The organism is Mesorhizobium sp. M0276, assembly GCF_040321755.1.
Lineage (GTDB): Bacteria > Pseudomonadota > Alphaproteobacteria > Rhizobiales > Rhizobiaceae > Mesorhizobium.
The window spans coordinates 42,945-60,416 of the sequence record NZ_JAMYSC010000002.1 but is presented as its reverse complement, the minus strand read 5'-3'; the positions used below and the strand labels follow the sequence as shown (position 1 = coordinate 60,416).

Below are 17,472 nucleotides of genomic sequence, written 5' to 3'. Positions count from 1 at the left end.
ACGAGCAGGGGAGCAGGCCTTCATTGACGGCCCGAAAGAGGCTCCTTTTCTTTTCCAAGTTGGAAAAAGAGCCTGGCTCGGAGGCCGGGCTCGGCTTGGCGCAGGCGACGGAAAAGTGCCCGTGCGGATGAGAACAGGGCCTATAAGACAACGTAGTGACCGATATCGCGCGCGTAGGTTCGAAATTCAGTTCCCCGCACTCGCCATTTTCCGCCCGGTGATCGCCTTCTCCAGCCAGCCGAGTTCCATCTCCGGCACGGACGACAGCAGGAGATCGGTATAGTCGTCGAATGGCGGCGTCAGCACCTGGCTCTTCGCCCCATAGCGCACGACCTCGCCGCGATACATGACGGCGATGGAATCGGCGATCGACTTCACCGTCGCAAGATCGTGGGTGATGAAGAGGTAAGCCACCTGCTCGATCTGCTGGAGATTAAGCAACAGTTTCAGGATGCCGTTGGCCACCAGCGGGTCGAGTGCCGAAGTTACCTCATCGCAGATGATGAGCTTGGGCTTGGCCGCTAGCGCACGGGCGATGCAGACGCGCTGCTTCTGGCCTCCTGACAATTCGGCCGGATAGCGGTCGATGAAGCCCTTGCCCATCTCGATTTCCTCGAGCAGCTCCTTGACCCGTCGGTCGCGCTCGGCGCCCTTGAGGCCGAAATAGGAGGTCAGCGGCCGGCCGATGATGGTGCCGACGGTATGGCGCGGGTTCATCGCCACATCGGCCATCTGGTAGATCATCTGAAGCTGGCGGAGGTCTTCCTTGGTGCGGCCGCCGAGTCGGTTGGCAAGCTTGCGGCCCTCGAAGGTGATTTCACCCTGCTGCGGTGGCAACAAGCCGGTGATCGCCCGCGCCAGCGTCGATTTTCCGGAGCCGGATTCGCCGACCACAGCCAGCGTTTGGCCGGGATGGATATCGACCGAGACGTTCTTCAGCACCTTGATTACGCCCCGGCCGTAGGCGGCCGTGACGTTCTTCACCGATAGGATCGGTTTCGGCGTCGGCTGCTTCTCTTCGTGCTCGATATGGTGCACGGAGACCAAGGCCTGAGTATAGGCCTGCTTTGGGTCCTTGATGATCTGATGGGTGGTGCCCGTCTCTACCATCTTGCCATGGCGCAGCACCATGATCTCGTCGGCCACCTGCGCTACGACTGCAAGGTCATGGGTTATATAGAGCGCGGCAACACCTGTGGCGTGGATCGCCTCCTTGATCGCCGCCAGCACGTCGATCTGCGTCGTCACGTCGAGTGCAGTGGTCGGCTCGTCGAAGATGATCAGATCCGGCTCGGGGCAGAGCGCCATGGCCGTCATCACGCGTTGCAATTGTCCGCCGGAGACCTGGTGCGGATACCGCCTGCCGATATTTTCCGGGTCGGGAAGGCTGAGTTTGCGGAACAGTGCCACCGCCCGGCGTTCGGCCTCGGCGCGTTTGGCTAAGCCGTGCTTGAGCGAGCTTTCCACCACCTGGTCCATCAGTCGCTGGGCGGGATTGAAGGCCGCCGCCGCGGATTGCGCGACATAGCATACTTCACCGCCGCGCAGTCTGCGGATGCCGTTCTTACCCTGCTTAAGGATGTCGCGGCCGTTGAGGATGACCTCGCCGCCGGTGATGCGCACGCCGCCGCGGCCATACCCCATCGGCGAGAGCCCGATGGTGGATTTGCCGGCGCCGGATTCACCGATCAGGCCCAGCACCTTGCCCTTCTCGAGCGTCAGCGATACGCCATCGACAATCGTGATCGTCCGCGGTTTTTCCCCGGGGGGATAGGTCGTCGCCTCGATCCGGAGATTGCGGATGTCGAGCAGCACATCAGCCATTGCCGCGCCCTCCCTTGAGGTCAGTGGTCCGATTGAGGATCCAGTCGGCGACGAGATTGACGGAGATGGCCAGCGCCGCGATCGCTGCGGCGGGAATGAGCGCCGCCGGGATGCCGAAGACGATGCCGTCCTTGTTTTCCTTCACCATGCCGCCCCAGTCGGCCGCCGGCGGCTGCACGCCGAGCCCAAGGAAGGAGAGCGCGGAGAGGAAGAGCACAGCATAGATGAAGCGCAGGCCGAATTCCGAGACCAACGGCGAAAGCGCATTCGGCAGAATCTCGGCGAAGATCACCCACCACTTGCCTTCGCCGCGCAGTTTGGCGGCCTCGACGAAATCCATGACGTTCAAGTCCGATGCGACCGCGCGTGAAAGGCGGTAGACGCGGGTCGCATCGAGAATGCCCATGACGAGGATCAGCGTGACAGTCGTCGAAGGCAGGACCGTGAGCACCACGAGACCGAAGATCAGCGTCGGGATCGCCATCAGCAGGTCGACGAAACGGGACATCAACATATCGAACCAACCGCCGGCCACCGCGGCGGTGAAGCCCAGGATTGCGCCCATCGAGAAGGAAAGCAGTGTCGCCAGCACCGCGATCAGGATCGTCGTCTGGGCGCCATAGATCATGCGCGAGAGCAGGTCGCGGCCAAGATTGTCGGTGCCGAAGAGAAATTTCGCCGATATCGGCTCCCAGACGCCGCCGGCGATGTCGCCGAGGCCGTAGGGGGCGATCCACTGTGCAAAGATCGCCGCGAGGAAGAAGAGGGCGGTGACAACAAGGCCGATCAGCGCGCCGATGGGAATACGTCTTGGCATGGTGCTCCTTACCTCGGATGCCTGAGGCGCGGATTGGCGAGAATGGACGCCACGTCGGCCACGACATTGAGCGAGATATAAACGGCGGCGAAGATCAGCCCAACGGCCTGCACGACCGGCACGTCGCGCTTGGCGACATGGTCGACCAGATACTGGCCCATGCCGGGATAGACGAAGATCACCTCGATCACCACCACGCCGACCACGAGATAGGCGAGGTTCAGGATCACGACATTGACGATCGGGGCGATGGCATTGGGGAAAGCGTGCCTGCGGATGATCTCGAAGGCGGCGAGTCCCTTCAGTTCGGCCGTCTCAATATAGGCGGACTGCATGACGTTGAGGATCGCCGCCCGCGTCATCCGCATCATATGGGCGAGGATGCCCAGCGTGAGCGTCGTGCAGGGCAGCGCGATTGCCTTCATTTTATCGAGAAAGGGCATGGCCTCATACACCATCGACATGCCAGGGAAGATCTGGAACTTCACGGCCAAGAAATACACCAACAGATAGCCGATGAAGAATTCCGGCACCGATGTGGAGGCGAGTGCCACGCCGGTGATCAGTTTATCGATGAGGCCGTCGCGATACCGTACTGCCGTCAGTCCGAAGACAATCGCGAGCGGGACGGATATAATCGCTGCCCAGAAGGCCAGGAACAGCGTGTTCCACAGCCGTTCCTTGATGGAAGTGGCGATATCGAGCCCACTGGTGAGAGCAGTGCCTAGGTCGCCCTGCAGGATTCCGAAGAGCCAGCGAAAATATCTGATGTAGGCCGGGTCGTTCAGCCCCATCTCCTCGCGCAGGTTTGCGAGTGCTACCGGTGTTGCCGATTGCCCGAGGATGGATTGCGCGACATCGCCGGGCAAGATCTGCGTCCCAGCAAAGATCAGAACCGACACGGCGAACAAGAGAATGATACCCAGCGCGACGCGCTGGGCAATGAGTTTCATAATGGGCGACGACATGTCCGGTCCGTATGCTTCACGCCGCAAGCCAGCAACGCTGCAGGGCATAGCCGCCCGACATCTCATAGTTCGGGTCTTCAACCCAGCCTTCGACGCCGGGGCCGGTCGCGTCGATATAGTCGTTGAACATCGGCGCAATCAGGCCGCCTTCGTTCTGCAGGATCGTCGCCATATCGCGATACATGCCCTTGCGCTTGCCGCTGTCGAGCTCGGAGCGCGCGGCCAGTAGCAGCTGGTCAAACTTCTCGTTGAAGAAGCGCGTGTCATTCCACTCAGCCTTGGAATAGTAAGCTGCGGAGTACATCTGGTCCTGCGTTGGCCGGCCGCCCCAGTAAGAGGTCGAGAAGGGCTGCTTGTTCCAGACTTCGGCCCAGTAGCCGTCGCCTGGCTCGCGCTTGACATCGAGAGTAATGCCGGCTTGGGCGCAGGACTGCTGATAGAGCTGGGCTGCATCAACGGCACCGGGGAAAGCCACGTCGGAGGTCCGAAGCAGTATTGTACCGGAAAGGCCGGACTTCTTGTAGTGGAAGGCCGCCTTATCGGGATCGAAGGGGCGCTGTTCGAGATCGTCGGGGGAAAGCGGATAGGCCTTGTTGATTGGAATGTCGTTGCCAATCGAACCGTAGCCCATCAGGATCCGGTCAACCATTTCTTCTCGGTTCATTGCATATTTCAGCGCCAGGCGAAGATCGTTGCTGTCGAAGGGCGCAGTGTTGCAGAACATGTTGAATGGATAGAAGCCGCGACCCGATACGTTACGGACTGTTACGCCAGAAACGCGCTTGATTAGGCCTACGATCTTGGGCTCTACGCGGTTGATCATATTGACTTGACCGCTCTGCAACGCCGACATGCGGGCGGTCGCATCATTGATGACGATGATTTCGACCGTCGATGCATGGCCGATATCGGAATTCCAATAGCCGTCGTATTTCTCGAGCACATGGCGAACGCCCGGCTCGTTCGAAACGACTTTGTAAGGGCCGCAGGAAATGCCTTCGTTGGGATTGTCCTTGCCCCCGTTCGGCTGAATCATCAGATGGTAATCCCCCATAAGGTAGGGAAAGTCGGCATTAGCCTCCTTGAGACTGATAACCACATTGCCGCCGTCGGCCTTGATCCTTTCGATCTCGGTCATTAATCCCAACGCGCCGGATTTCGACTTCTCGTCCGAATGACGCTCCAGCGTCGCCACCACATCCTCCGGCGTCACATTCTTGCCGTTGTGGAAGGTCACGCCCTTTCGGATCTTGAACGTCCAGGTCTTGGCATCCGCCGAAGAGCCGATCTCCTCGGCAACGTGCGGCACGATTTCGCCGGTTGGCGAAAAGCTCACCAAGCCGTCGCCGATCTGATAACCCAGCATAATTGGCACCTGGCTCTCCCAAGTCGCGGGATCGAGGCTATCGGTCGAGGTGCCGCCCTGCATGCCGGCCTTGAGCGTCCCGCCCTTAACCGGCCCTTCAGCGCGGACAGCAGTGGCGATTAGGCCATTGGCAACCGCAGCACCGACGCCGAGGGCTGCCGCGCGGCCCAGAAAATCGCGCCGGCTTAACCTACCCGCCGCAACGTATTTGCTCAAAGCGTTTAATTCGTCATTCATGGTTAGTTCCCCTTTTTCTGAACCGGTCTGGCTTTCTCTGAAGCGCTAGACAATCCTTTAAGATCAACCCTCGCTTTCACGAAGATTGGAAACAAAGAAATACTTCTTAATTGGTTGTGTTCTAAATCCCGCTGAAGGCGGGGTGCTAATGAATTTTATCTCGATTGCCAACGATGTTTTGCATAACCCTGCGGCGGCTGCCAGATTTTGGGATGTTCATACGTCGGAGTCTCAACGAGAGCCTCAAAAGCTACTGCACACTACACTAAGCCTAACATGCGGGGTCGAATTGCAAAGTGAAAAGTATTCCCCCGTGGTAACCTGAAGTTACCGTTCCCGTCAACGAGCTGTTTCTGAGCGCTGATTGACCGCCGGCGAGATTCGGCGCTCGTCCATGGATGGGACATGGCTCGAATGTGCCGCCGTCTCGCCGACGGCTATGAAAAGTCGTCCGAAAACGCCACAGCGTGGGCACCGATCGCTTTCCAGTCTCACCTGACTACAGCGCGGCGATCTGGGAGAGACCTGGCGCGCCGCACCTGACGCCGTATCATTTGAACCGGCCTTTATTTCATTGCCTCGGTGTATGATGAGTGGGTGTAATTTCTGGTGAAGTTTTCTGTGCTGCCAGCGCGCCGCTCCAGCTGCAATGGCAGCAACAGACGATGCCAGCGCTCCCACGTCGGTCTAACGCTTCGGATCATTGTGCTCCCAGGAGTGCCGAACATATCGCGGGAAATTCGGTCAGCTAGAGGCCAGGAGCAGATCCAGTGATACTCAGCCACGCGGGTCGTTCCCATAGATCACCGGTGCAAAAGCCTTGGGCAGGAAAATGAGGTTAATCGCATTGAAAACATGGCTAACATCGCAAAGCCGATGATGATCAAGCTATCGCGGACAGGTTGTCTGTTTGCATCTATTTGATTCCTTCAATTCTTGTCGAGGCCGGTTCTCGGGCTGCCCCTCCGGGTCGGATGCACGCTGGCAACTCTCAACCCTTCTGCGGGTCTTGCGCATGGGAAAAGCGCGGCGGTATGTCTTGCAGCCAGTACCGACTGTCGGCCTGCATAATTTCAATTGCCTTTATTTGATCGTGTTCCGCTAATGCCGCCCAGAAGAAATATTGTGTCTCGATGATCCGCTTCATGCGTCTTGCGCCATCTTCCGCCCGAACAAGCGCAGCGACAATGTAGAAACGGCGAAAGAGCGACAGTGCGTGTTCGGCAAGATAGCGGTTGTGGACATGGTCAAGCATCCGCTGACGGAATTGCAGAAGCGTTTCCGAAAACGCGGGAATGCTGCCAGTCTGAATACGGTCCACGTCCCGTAAGATCGCGCGGCAAGTTTCAGCATTGGAATAGGTCATGAAATCATAGACCAATGCCTGATGGATCCAAGGGCTAACCTCGTAAAGTTCGACGATCTCGGCATCGGTGAAGTCGGCTACGTAGAAGCCCTGCCGGGGGCGGCTGGTGGTCAGACCCAGCCCTTCCAGCTCGCGTGCGGCTTCGCGCACTGGTCCGCGGCTGATCCCGAGTTTCGCGGCCAAATGCACCTCGTTGAGTCGGGTGCCTGGCTTGAGGACACCTTGGGTTATGAGCCTGATCAGTTCGTCGCGCACCATCTCGGAGAGGTTGGGAGACTTCAGCTGGATGACGTCCTTATACATCTGCACTCTCGCGGAAAGCGGTTTCAGGCCGGGTTCCCGGCGCTGGGGCGCAGGGTTACGATTTTACGACATCCTGTCAAATGTTAACAGTTTACATTAATTAAATTGTTGCTACTTTTGGATCATGCCAACGGCCTGCAACCGAGCCCGGTGCGCTGAGAGGAGAATTGCCATGTCGCTTCCCAAACCCGGCCCGATGAGCCTTGTGCCCTTCGTTAGCGTCGAGAACATGATGCGCATCGTCGTCGAACGGGGTATCGAACGCACGCTAGTCGAACTTGCCAGATATATTGAACAGGATTTCCTTCGGTGGCCGCAGTTCGACAAGATGCCGCGAATTGCCGCGCATTCACCAGACGGCGTCATCGAGCTGATGCCGACCTCTGACGGCCGCAGCTATGGTTTCAAATATGTCAACGGTCATCCCAAGAACGTGCGCTCGAGCCGGCAGACTGTGACGGCTTTCGGCGTGCTCTCGGATGTCGAAACCGGCTACCCGGTGCTCCTCACGGAAATGACAATCCTGACCGCCCTGCGGACCGCGGCGACGTCGGCCATCGTCGCCAAGTACCTCGCGCCCAAGGGCGCGAGGGCAATGGCGATGATCGGCAATGGCGCGCAGTCGGAATTCCAGTGTCTCGCCTTCAAGGCGCTCTGCGGCATCGACACCGTCCATCTCTACGACGTCGACGCGCGGGCCACAGAAAAGACCGTCCGCAACCTCAAGGGCAAAGGGCTGAACGTCGTCACCTGTAAGGCCGGCGAGGAGGCGATGGAGGGCGCGCAGATCATCACTACCTGCACCGCCGACAAGCAGTTCGCGACCATCCTGACCGACAACATGGTCGGCCCCGGCGTTCACATCAATGCAATCGGCGGCGACTGCCCCGGCAAGACAGAGCTGCACCGCGACATCCTTCTGCGTTCAGATATTTTCGTAGAATACTCCCCGCAAACCCGGATTGAGGGCGAAATTCAGCAACTTCCCTCAGACCATCCGGTGACGGAAATCTGGCAGGTCATGATAGGCGAGGCCGCAGGCCGGACCAGCGACAATCAGATCACCCTGTTCGACTCAGTCGGATTTGCTACTGAGGATTTCAGCGCCCTGCGCTATGTGAACACCGTGCTGAAGGAGCACCAGGGCCAGGAAATGTTGGACATGCTCGCCGATCCGGACGATCCACGCGACCTTTTCGGTATGATAGAACGCTACGGCAAGGCAGTGGGGGAACTCTGATGAAGATTGGTTTCCCTAGCCTGACCAATACGGACATTGCTGAGTTGACCGAATGGCGCCGCAATCTTCACCGCCATCCGGAACTGTCCGGCGAGGAGGAGCGAACCGCCGCGACCGTCGTCGCGATGCTTCGTGAGGCCCGCCCGGACAGGATAGTGGGGAAGATCGGCGGCCACGGCGTTGCCGCAATTTACGACAGCGGCAAGCCCGGCCGGCGAGTGCTTTTGCGCTGCGAACTTGACGGCCTGCCGATTCAGGACCTTGCCGATATTCCCTACCGCTCGAACGTGCCAGGCAAGGGCCACCAGTGCGGCCATGACGGGCATATGGCGATGGTTGCCGCGATCGCGCGCCTACTCGGCAGGAAGCGTCCGGAAAAAGGCGCGGCTATCCTCATGTTCCAGCCCTCCGAGGAAGACGGTTCCGGCGCGCGCAAGGTGGTCGAGGACGCGGCCTTCGCCGAGCTGAAGCCGGATTTCGCATTTGCGATCCATAACATGCCAGGTGTCCCGTTCGGCCAAGTCCAGATCGTCGACGGTCCCGTCTGCTGTGCCTCGAGTGGGATCATGCTGAAGCTGGTTGGCAGAACCGCACATGCCTCTCAGCCAGAGACGGGAGTGTCGCCGATGGCGGCGATCGCGCGTTTGATGCCGGAGCTTTCGGCAATGAGTAGCCCCGTCGGCACATCGACGAGCGATCCCGACTTCACGCTCATCACAGTTACCCATGTGGATATGGGAGCGCCCGCCTTCGGCGTCGCTCCCGGCGAGGCGAACCTCTTTGCCACCCTTCGCTCGCTCACTGACGATGGCATAGCAGCGCTGATAGACAAGGTTGAGGCGCTCGCGCGAACGGTCACGCAGGAGAACGGGCTCAAGCTTGAGATCGGCTACACCGATGTCTTCGTGACCTGTCAGAACGACCCCGATGCCGCTTCGATCGTTCGCGACGCGCTCGACCGCATCGGGGTGGTTCACGGGCCGGGAGCGCTACCATTTCGCGGTTCGGAGGATTTCGGATATTTCGGTCGCGGTGCGAAGATGGCGCTGATGTTGCTCGGCTCGGGTGAGACCCTTCCTGCCCTGCACAATCCGGATTTTGACTTTCCGGACGACCTCATACCAGTAGGTTCTCAAATCTATGCGGCGATCCTCCAGACGGTCGAAACATTAGACTGGGGAATACAATATAGAGCCGATGCCGCGCCGAGGATGTCTCAGGAGATGGAATAGCAAGGCCAGCCGGATGATGGCGTCAAATTCCTCTGTTGCAGCCCCAGCAGGGGATGGGACGGGGGCGGAGGCCGTCCACTGAGACGGGCAGATGTCTAATATCCGTTTAGTCCGGACGCATCTGACGTAGGCCGCAGGCTTTTAGCGACCGCGTCTAGTAACATCGCTATATGGATGTCGACGAAGACAAGGTCGACGATACGGTCCTGGCGCTGTTGTGGCTGACGCTTCATAACGAACGCTGCGCCTGGAAAGGTGGAGACTGGTCGACTACGGATCGCTTGCGCAGGAAAAGCTTGATCGGCGACCCGGTGAACAGGTCGAAGTCGTTGATCCCGACGGACGAAGGTCTGCGGCGGTCGGAGGATCTGTTTAGAGTCCCCGATAGGGGATCAGGAAACCCCACGCCTTTAGGCGGCTGGGATCGCGGCGCTTGCCGTGTAGACTGGCTGGATGGAAGCGTACAAGCGTGGCAGCCACACGGTTTGGGACTGCAAGTATCACCTGGTTTGGGTGACGAAGTACCGTTACGCGGTGCTTGGCGGCGACGTTGGAAACCGGTGCCGGGAGTTGCTGCGCGAGACGGCGCGCGCGCACGAGATGGTTGTGCATGCCGGCTCGATCAACCGCGACCATGTGCATATGCTGGTGTCGATCCCGCCGCGGCTGTCGGTGTCGCGCGCGGTACAGCATCTGAAGGGGCGCAGCTCGCACAAGCTGCTGAGCGAGTTCGCAATACTGCGCAATCGCTACTGGGGCCAGCACCTATGGGCGAGAGGCTATTGGGTGGTGAGCAGCGGGAATGTGACCGACGAGATGTGGGCCGAATACATCATGAACCAGGAGCCGCCCGAGCCCGACGACAACTTCAACGTGACATGAGTTCGCGCCCTGTCCGCCGGACGGCGGACCGATCCGGCTTTAAGCCGTAACTTGAAGCCACCGCCTTTAGGCGGTGGAGTATTCACGGCGTTGTTTATGTTGCCGCCGCAATAGCTCGCCTTTGTGCGCTCTCCACTCCCACGGCTGAAGTTCATGCAGGCGCGAGACAGGAAGTTCGGCTATCCGGGCAAGGGTATCGGCAAGTCATGCGAACGTGCGGATGTCCAGTTGCGGCGCAAGGCTCGTTCCGCCGCGTTGTTCGTCATGCAGCTTCTTCATCTCCTCGCGGACCGGATCGGTATACAAATCGGAGAAGTCGACATCGCGCCGGAGGTACCCGATCGTCGGCTCTGCCTGGGGGACATAGATCGTCGGCGAGATCTTCGTGCATTTCTGTTGCGCCTTGCGCGCGTGTCTTTTGAAATTCCGTTAAACAGCCTCCCTCTACTCTTCGGTAACTTAAGGTTACCGTGCAGGAATGCTATTCACTTTACAATTGGTTCCCCGCTTATCTAAAGCTCGGGTGTACAGTCGTAAAAACGCTAGGAGACGAAAAGCGATGAGCAAGCCGGTCCGATTTTCTCCCTCTGGCCCTCATGGGTGGATGCAGGTTGAGGACTCGCCACTAAAGACGGCGGAACTGATCGATGGAAACCCGAAGGGGCTTGACCACGTTTATCATCAGCGGGCCGGGAGCGGCCTTATTGCCGGCATCTGGCGCTCCAGCCCGTACACCGAGTTCTATGACGACTATCCTGTGGACGAGTTCATGTACGTGGTCGATGGATCTGTCACACTGGAGGGCGAAACTTTCAGCGAAACCTTTCGCAAGGGCGACGCTTTTCTCCTGCCGAAAGGATTTAAGGGTCGCTGGAAGCAAGAGGAGCCCATGGTGAAATATTATGTGGTGGTTACCACCTAAGTGTGCGGCAACTGCCGTTCAACTACAAACGCGATAACAAAATGCGATCTCCATTCTAAAGATACTATATTTTTTGTGCGTGTTGATGTTATGGTAATATATATACTCGTGTGAACCGTAGTGACTAATAGTCACACTCCGGTAGATCTAGACAATTGAAGACGGAACCTGCGCCTTCTGCTCAGAATGCAAATGTATCCGCGCGGTCCGCTGCCTTTCGGTGACCTATGCAGAAGTCGGATCGGTTCAGCAAATCTATAAGCGAAATATATAAGCATCGGCTTCGAAGTTGTCGCCGGTAGCGCAATGCATGGCGAAAGGCGCCCCAACATGAGCAATCTTTCTTTCGATGTGGCGATCGTCGGTGGCGGCATAATGGGTGCCGCCACCGCGTACTATCTGTCGAAAGCTGGCGTGAGTGTCGGTTTGTTTGAGAAGGGGCGCATAGGGGGCGAACAGTCTAGCCGGAATTGGGGGGCAGTTCGGCAACAACTACGCCATCCCGCCGAAATACCTCTGATGATGGAGTCGGTTCGAATCTGGGCGGGCCTCGAAAGGGAGTTCGGTCAAGATATTGATTGGCGCCAGCAAGGCCAGCTCTCAATAGCTTACAATGAGAACTTACTTGCGGGTTACTCCAAGTGGATACCGATCGGCCGTGAATTCGGCCTGGATACAAAGATTATCACGCCGAACGAAGTACGCGAGTTGTTGCCGCATTTCGAAGATGGTGGGTGCAAAGGTGCGATCTGCACAGCTTCGGACGGTTGTGCTGAGCCGGAAAAGGTCGCCGCCGCTTACGCATGCGCCGCTAAGGCTAAAGGAGCCCATATCTTTGAATTATGCAGCGTTTCTGCAATAGAGGATCAGAATGGCGCCGCTTGTGGCCTCGTAACTGAGCAAGGTCAAGTTAAGGCCAACGCAATAGTCGTCACTGCAGGTGCCTGGACCAGTCGGCTTTTGAAGCCGCTTGGCATTGGCCATCCGTCGCTATGGATCCGAGGTTCAGTGGGCCGCACTAGCATCTTGCCAATCAAAATCCGCGAGCTCGTGGTCGACGGTAGATGCGCCTATCGTCAACGGCCCGATGGGCGGGTGAATATTGCGGTGGCTGAGGACGGCTTTCACGACCTCATGCTCGACAGTTTTACTTATGGGTTGAAATTTCTGCCGTTGGCAATGCGTAACTGGCAGAATGTCAGATTTAGCCTGGGCAAACCTATGCTTCGCAGTTTGATGGGAGAGTTTAGTAATTTTACGACCCATCGCACGCTGGACCCGCAGCCCGATTGGAAGGGGCTGAGAAAAGCAGCAAAATCATTTCTCGATGAATATCCTGGCGCAGGCTCGATAAGATACGAACGAGGGTGGGCTGGCTACATCGACTACATGCCAGATGAACTGCCAGTCATAGGCGAAATCCCTCGACGTTCAGGTCTCTATGTCGCAGCGGGTTTCTCCGGTCACGGCTTCGGAATGGGGCCGGTCGTTGGCCGCGTGATGGCTGACCTTCTTCAAGGCAATCCTGTTGGGCAAGACCTGCAGCCGTTTCGCCCAGAGCGGTTTTCAAAGCCCTCTGGGATTGGGGCGAAGAGTGGCGTCGGACTTTAATCCGCGGGATAAGCATTTCGACGAACGCTGCGTCGGACGCGGCGGCAGTGTTACTAGCTGGCTTCATCAAAGCCATGCTACGGATCTCGCGGATCCAGCTCGACGTGCCCGATCTGCCAGCACTGTTCGGGAACTGCGGAGCACGAGTTCTCCTTGTTGCAGCAACCGGCGAGCCAATATCCGCATCAAGCTCCTCAAGCACTGCTCAACAAGCAGATATGCAATATGTCATTGGCGATGTTACTGTTATGGTTCATTGTCAACAACAGGAGGATTAGAGTGAGAACGAGTACATACAGGTTCAAGTGCGGAATGACCGCCAAGATCCACTTACACTTATCGCATGCGCTCACGAGCTTCGGACTTCCGTCCTGGGCTGGCATGATCGTGTCGAATCCTGCCGGAAGGCGGAGGCGATTGATTTTCGGTGGACTGATCGCCAACCGACCTTGAACAGCGATGACATTATCGGAGGCCCACAACAAACGTGGCGCAAAGATCATCACCTCAAAGCTGACGAGACGCACAGAGGCGCTTCCGCTCGATCGCGAAGTGGCGCCATTGTGCCGAACTTCTTCCGCGAACTTGATTGACATTGACATGGGCGCCGTCAGTGCTGGACCTTCGGCTGAACTTCGCATTTTTGAATTCTGGCGCGGCTTCTAACTGAAGGGATGACGATCACCCTTGCTTGGCGTCCTTGTTGACAAGAACCCGAATTTCTTCCTAACTAACTTTAGGTTACGGAGAGAACATTGAGGCAACATCAGTCACTCACTGCGTTACGCGCCTTCGAGGCAGTTTCTCGCCTCCGGAGCTTCTCAGCCGCAGCAGAGGAGTTGCGCGTAACGCGGCCTGCTATCTCAAAGCAGATAGCGTTACTTGAGAGTGACATGGGGTGCGCGCTGCTGACACGCCTCCGTAAGGAGGTAGATCTCACGCCGGGCGGAAACGACCTATTTCTGGCACTGAAACAGGCATTCGAATTGATCCATTCGACGACTGAAGCGGTCATCCGCAGGGCGAAGCAGGGCCAGCATCTTCGGGTGCTGGCCTGCCGGGACTTCGCCTCAAGCTGGTTGGCGAGTCACGTCGGAACGTTCCTGGTGGCCAACCCGGGTATTTCTATGGAAATCACTTCCGAGAAAAGCGGCACTTTTCGCTTGGATGAAGATTTCGACTTCCGCATTTTTTGCAGAACGAAGGGGGACAAAGTATACGGTGGGTTCGAAGAAACCCACCTATGTCACTGGATTGACATGCTAGTCTGTACCGAAAGCTTTGCCACGTCCTATCTCTACAACGGACACAAGGCATGCGATGCACCGTATCTGGTCAACGAGAGGTATGATATTTGGGAAGAATATTGTGCCCTGGCAGGAATCGACTCTGGCGGTCCTCGGCGACATCAGACCCGATTTGACGAGACGACATTGTGCCTTTCAGTCGCAGCATCTGGTGGGGGGATGACGATCGGTGACAGTTTTCTCGCCTTGCCAGCGATCAGAACGGGCGAGCTAATCGTCCCGTACAAGATTGGTCTTGTCTGTGAGGATTACTATGGAATGTTCAAGCCGCAGGGGCGCTTGGCAACACCAGCAAGCCGAAAGTTCGAGGCTTGGCTGCACGGTGCTATCAAAGCTCATGAAGCGATGGTACTTCAAATGTTGGCAGAAAAAGGTATTCGGGTGATAGAGCACCCTAAGTCGAAATCGGAGGATGCGACTGGCAAGACTAGTCGTGCATCTATGCCAGAACACTTTCAGCCGGTGCGTCCTCAAAACCCGAGCGTGCGGAATAGTGTCCCCCAGCGAGCGCTGCTTGAGTGGCGATAGCGGGCCAGACTTCCATTTAATTAACTGAAAAAACGCGACCGCTACAAGGCTGTTTCGAAACAGAAGCTACGAATTCTTATCTGAGACTCGAGCTCAAAAGGAGTTCAGTCGTATCGCTCGATCCGATCCAGGCGCTTGACGACGGCCCGCCTTCTTTCGCTCATCGGCATTCGGCGAGAGAAAAGACGCGAGAGCGGCTTCCACAATCAGTCAAGCCCGATTGCTCGCGTCGATCGGCAAAGTCGGCAAGTCGAGGTCACGCTCCAGGTAATTGACAGGTGCTGCTTCAACCAGCTGATCGTTTCTGGCTTTATCTGATCCGAACCGTTCGCCATCCCAATGGAATGATGCCGTCGCTTCCCAGATGCCCCACGCGGATCTGACCGGGCACCAGGCGATCAGCGACGTAAAAGCGGTGCATGCGCTGTTTCGCCTTGCCAGCAATAATCCCACCGTGAGACAGGATCTCCCACGGGGTCATGCCGTTGACGGGATCTCCGTCAGGTATCAGGCGTATGACGCGGATTGGTTCCGGCATGGTTTGGCTCATTGCACTTGACGTTATGTTGAAAGGGAGTTGATGGTCGGGGCGTTACGCCCGGACCGATGACATTGACCAACAGGCTCGAGCTCGGTTGGAAGAACATCGCCAGCCGGTTCTGGGATTGGGACTTTCCGGCCGCCAGCCGCCCGCGTTCTTCGTTCGGTGTCACCCCGAAGAAGGACCGATACGCCTGAGTGAAATGGGACGCCGAAGAATAGCCGCAGGCAAAGGCAATGTTCGCGACCGGGTAACGCGTGTTGACGAGCAGCGATTGTCCCTTTTGCAGGCGGAGCGCGGTGTAGAACCTTCCCGGCGCGACACCAAACTCCGTTTCGAAGCGGCGATACAGCTGACGAATCGACATGTTGGACCGCGCAGCAACTTCATCCAGGGACAGAGGTTTGGTGATGGCCTGGCGCATGGCTTCGACCGCCATGGACAGCATTTTATCCCTGATGGTCAGGCTGGTATCCGCATCCTTGAGGAAAAAGCATTCCCGAACGTATTGAGCGATTTCGTCGCCCTGGTCCTGCGAGATCCAGCTCAGCATCATATCCAAAACAGCCATCCCGCCGCTGCACGTAAAGATGCGCCCGCTTTGCTCCATCCCGGAGCTGCGGAAATCGACCCTGGAGAATAATTCCCGCGCGCTGTCGAATTCTTCCCAGTGAATGGTCGCGGCCCTCCCATCAAGCAGCCCTGCTTGGGCGAGAAGCAGGGGCGCCGTGTCGACCGCCAAGATCCAGGCCCCGCGCCGCTCCGCAGCTCTGAGCCAGCCCAGCAGGCGCGCGGAGCTCGCCGCTTCGGGAAAGTAGGATGCATTCAGAAAGACAATATCGGCCGGAGGCGAACTGCTATCGAATTGTAGCTGCGCCGCGATCGTAAAGCCGTTGCTGGCACGTGGCGCATCGGACTGCACGCCCTTGATCGTCCAGTCGAATGCCTTCCAGCGATGGGCCAGGTTGACGAAGCGCAGCGCTTCGAGGATCAGTGTCGTGGTCAGCATGGAAAATCCGTCCGCCAGAACAACATCGATCAAGACGGGCTCGGAGGTTGCTTGGGAAAGACGATCCGCCATTCTAGCCGCCATTGAACCGTCGCGAGCTGAAAGGCGCAAGGTCGTAATCGCTGCGACCTCTAACGATCAGGTCGGAAATGGTCTTCCCGACGATCGGCCCTATGCCAAAGCCGTGGCCACTGAGGCCAGCCGCGACAAACAGCCCGTTCGGCTCACTTAGAGCTTCGATAACCGGCAGCTCATCGGGCATATAATCGATATAGCCGGCCCAGGCACGTTCGTACTGGATCGAGCCGACGCCCGGATATTCCTCGACGAACCGATCCGCCGCCCGCGCCAAACCCGTCCAGTCGGGCCGCGGATCCAACGTGCGATGGGTGGTAAAATCGTCGAATTCCGCCATCAGACTGCGGATCATTGGCTTGCCGAGACTGAACCGGAGGTTCCGCCAGTTCCGCTTGGCCAGTGGCAGGAATTTCAACCCATAAGTAAAACTGTCGAGCATGAGGTCGTGAAAGCCGTCCTCGGCCACTGCGATGTTAACGCGCCCGTCCGGGCGCTGGCGGTAAGCACACTTGCCCCATACCACGAGCTTGCGCATCTCAATCGGCAGCACGCCCGTCCGGCCGACCGAGCCGCGCACCCACAGGCTGGGGTGCTTGATGCCGAGTGGTTTTAGGAGCCGGCTGGTCCAGACGCCCGACGCGAGTACAATGGTTTCACATGCTAAGCGGCCCCGTTCCGTCTCGACGCCGCACACAGCATCATTCCATCGATCGATGGACAACGCTGCGGTGAACTCCATGATCGTGGCACCAAGCCGCGCAGCTGCCCGAGCGAACGCTGAGGCTGCCTTTTCCGGTTCGGCGTTGCCGTCGGTCGGCGTGAACAGGGCGCCCTGGCAATCCCTGGGGTCGTAGTGCGGAAGCAGATCCGCAACCTCGCGCGGCGTCAGGAGCCGGGTAGTCAGTCCGAACTCCCGCGCAATCGGCATGAAAGCCTCGGAACGCTCACGCATGCCACGATCATAGATTAGACGCATTTGGCCCTGCTGGCGCCAGTCCACGTTTTCGCCCAGTTCCGCTTCGATGCCGCGCCAGATCTCAAGGCAGTCGAGCATCATCGGAATTTCGGTTGAATGACGGCCTTGGGTGCGAACGGCACCCCAGTTGCGACTGGATTGCTCGCCATTGATACGACCCTTTTCCACCAGGGCAACGCGCTTGCCGGCTTTGGCCAAGTAGTACGCTGTGGTCGCCCCCACAATGCCGCCGCCAATCACAACCGCGTCGAACCTCTGGTTCATG

At 58.1% G+C, this 17,472-nt stretch carries 13 protein-coding genes and 2 pseudogenes; 7 read left to right on the top strand and 8 right to left on the bottom strand.

The genetic code is table 11. The features are described 5' to 3' along the window. Positions 1 to 186: 186 nt before the first annotated feature. The 5 genes from NKJ01_RS01910 to NKJ01_RS01890 form a co-directional block, all read right to left on the bottom strand. Positions 187 to 1,824, bottom strand: a complete 1,638-nt coding sequence (locus tag NKJ01_RS01910) for an ABC transporter ATP-binding protein (protein ID WP_352725573.1) — start codon at positions 1,822 to 1,824, stop codon at positions 187 to 189. After that, complete coding sequence (locus NKJ01_RS01905) at positions 1,817 to 2,641, bottom strand: ABC transporter permease (protein ID WP_352725571.1); 825 nt, start codon at positions 2,639 to 2,641, stop codon at positions 1,817 to 1,819. Before NKJ01_RS01905 ends, NKJ01_RS01910 begins: the two co-directional genes overlap by 8 nt. An 8-nt stretch (positions 2,642 to 2,649) precedes the next feature. Beyond that, positions 2,650 to 3,609, bottom strand: coding sequence for an ABC transporter permease (locus tag NKJ01_RS01900; protein WP_352725570.1), 960 nt, complete (start codon positions 3,607 to 3,609; stop codon positions 2,650 to 2,652). 16 nt (positions 3,610 to 3,625) lie between these two features. After that, positions 3,626 to 5,212 carry an ABC transporter substrate-binding protein gene (locus NKJ01_RS01895; protein WP_352725568.1) on the bottom strand — a complete coding sequence of 529 codons (1,587 nt, stop codon included), beginning with the start codon at positions 5,210 to 5,212 and terminating at the stop codon, positions 3,626 to 3,628. 991 nt (positions 5,213 to 6,203) lie between these two features. Then, a complete protein-coding gene (locus NKJ01_RS01890) occupies positions 6,204 to 6,881 on the bottom strand; it encodes a GntR family transcriptional regulator (protein ID WP_352725566.1) in 678 nt (225 codons plus the stop codon). 172 nt (positions 6,882 to 7,053) lie between these two features. On the opposite strand from NKJ01_RS01890, the gene ocd reads away from it, so the two are divergent. From ocd to tnpA, 4 genes and pseudogenes are all read left to right on the top strand, one after another. Then, complete coding sequence (gene ocd / locus NKJ01_RS01885) at positions 7,054 to 8,121, top strand: ornithine cyclodeaminase (RefSeq protein WP_352725564.1); 1,068 nt, start codon at positions 7,054 to 7,056, stop codon at positions 8,119 to 8,121. Then, positions 8,121 to 9,353: an amidohydrolase gene (locus NKJ01_RS01880; protein WP_352725562.1), complete on the top strand. Its 1,233-nt coding sequence runs from the start codon at positions 8,121 to 8,123 to the stop codon at positions 9,351 to 9,353. The genes ocd and NKJ01_RS01880 overlap by 1 nt, the downstream gene beginning before the upstream one ends. Before the next feature lie 170 nt (positions 9,354 to 9,523). Beyond that, positions 9,524 to 9,730: pseudogene (locus tag NKJ01_RS01875) on the top strand (DUF6429 family protein); the annotation flags it as partial. A gap of 76 nt (positions 9,731 to 9,806) precedes the next feature. Next, entirely contained in the window at positions 9,807 to 10,235 is a 429-nt protein-coding gene (gene tnpA / locus NKJ01_RS01870; RefSeq protein ID WP_352725560.1) for an IS200/IS605 family transposase, read from the top strand. A gap of 94 nt (positions 10,236 to 10,329) precedes the next feature. Here tnpA and NKJ01_RS36360 read toward each other — a convergent pair. Beyond that, a pseudogene (locus NKJ01_RS36360) lies at positions 10,330 to 10,510 on the bottom strand (IS66 family transposase); the annotation flags it as partial. 284 nt (positions 10,511 to 10,794) lie between these two features. Between NKJ01_RS36360 and NKJ01_RS01865 the strand changes: the two are divergent. The 3 genes from NKJ01_RS01865 (at position 10,795) to NKJ01_RS01855 (ending at position 14,603) form a co-directional block, all read left to right on the top strand. Further along, entirely contained in the window at positions 10,795 to 11,157 is a 363-nt protein-coding gene (locus NKJ01_RS01865) for a cupin domain-containing protein (protein ID WP_352725558.1), read from the top strand. A 330-nt stretch (positions 11,158 to 11,487) separates the two neighbouring features. Continuing rightward, entirely contained in the window at positions 11,488 to 12,768 is a 1,281-nt protein-coding gene (locus NKJ01_RS01860; protein WP_352725556.1) for an NAD(P)/FAD-dependent oxidoreductase, read from the top strand. Between the two features lie 755 nt (positions 12,769 to 13,523). Continuing rightward, complete coding sequence (locus NKJ01_RS01855; RefSeq protein ID WP_352725554.1) at positions 13,524 to 14,603, top strand: LysR family transcriptional regulator; 1,080 nt, start codon at positions 13,524 to 13,526, stop codon at positions 14,601 to 14,603. 500 nt (positions 14,604 to 15,103) lie between these two features. Here the strand turns inward: NKJ01_RS01855 and NKJ01_RS01850 are convergent, their stop codons facing one another. Together NKJ01_RS01850 and NKJ01_RS01845 are read right to left on the bottom strand one after the other, a co-directional pair. Further along, positions 15,104 to 16,225, bottom strand: coding sequence for a GlxA family transcriptional regulator (locus NKJ01_RS01850; protein ID WP_352725552.1), 1,122 nt, complete (start codon positions 16,223 to 16,225; stop codon positions 15,104 to 15,106). A 1-nt stretch (position 16,226) separates the two neighbouring features. Further along, on the bottom strand, positions 16,227 to 17,471 hold the full coding sequence (locus NKJ01_RS01845) for an NAD(P)/FAD-dependent oxidoreductase (RefSeq protein WP_352725550.1): 1,245 nt from the start codon (positions 17,469 to 17,471) through the stop codon (positions 16,227 to 16,229). Position 17,472 lies beyond the last annotated feature (1 nt).

Bases quoted from the DNA above. Each gene is read 5' to 3' on its own strand.
- NKJ01_RS01890 (WP_352725566.1), bottom strand. From the start codon at position 6,881: ATGTATAAGGACGTCATCCAGCTGAAGTCTCCCAACCTCTCCGAGATG.
- NKJ01_RS01895 (WP_352725568.1), bottom strand. From the start codon at position 5,212: ATGAATGACGAATTAAACGCTTTGAGCAAATACGTTGCGGCGGGTAGG.
- NKJ01_RS01900 (WP_352725570.1), bottom strand. From the start codon at position 3,609: ATGTCGTCGCCCATTATGAAACTCATTGCCCAGCGCGTCGCGCTGGGT.
- NKJ01_RS01865 (WP_352725558.1), top strand. From the start codon at position 10,795: ATGAGCAAGCCGGTCCGATTTTCTCCCTCTGGCCCTCATGGGTGGATG.
- NKJ01_RS01880 (WP_352725562.1), top strand. From the start codon at position 8,121: ATGAAGATTGGTTTCCCTAGCCTGACCAATACGGACATTGCTGAGTTG.
- NKJ01_RS01850 (WP_352725552.1), bottom strand. From the start codon at position 16,225: ATGGCGGATCGTCTTTCCCAAGCAACCTCCGAGCCCGTCTTGATCGAT.
- tnpA (WP_352725560.1), top strand. From the start codon at position 9,807: ATGGAAGCGTACAAGCGTGGCAGCCACACGGTTTGGGACTGCAAGTAT.
- NKJ01_RS01845 (WP_352725550.1), bottom strand. From the start codon at position 17,471: ATGAACCAGAGGTTCGACGCGGTTGTGATTGGCGGCGGCATTGTGGGG.
- NKJ01_RS01905 (WP_352725571.1), bottom strand. From the start codon at position 2,641: ATGCCAAGACGTATTCCCATCGGCGCGCTGATCGGCCTTGTTGTCACC.
- NKJ01_RS01860 (WP_352725556.1), top strand. From the start codon at position 11,488: ATGAGCAATCTTTCTTTCGATGTGGCGATCGTCGGTGGCGGCATAATG.
- NKJ01_RS01910 (WP_352725573.1), bottom strand. From the start codon at position 1,824: ATGGCTGATGTGCTGCTCGACATCCGCAATCTCCGGATCGAGGCGACG.
- ocd (WP_352725564.1), top strand. From the start codon at position 7,054: ATGTCGCTTCCCAAACCCGGCCCGATGAGCCTTGTGCCCTTCGTTAGC.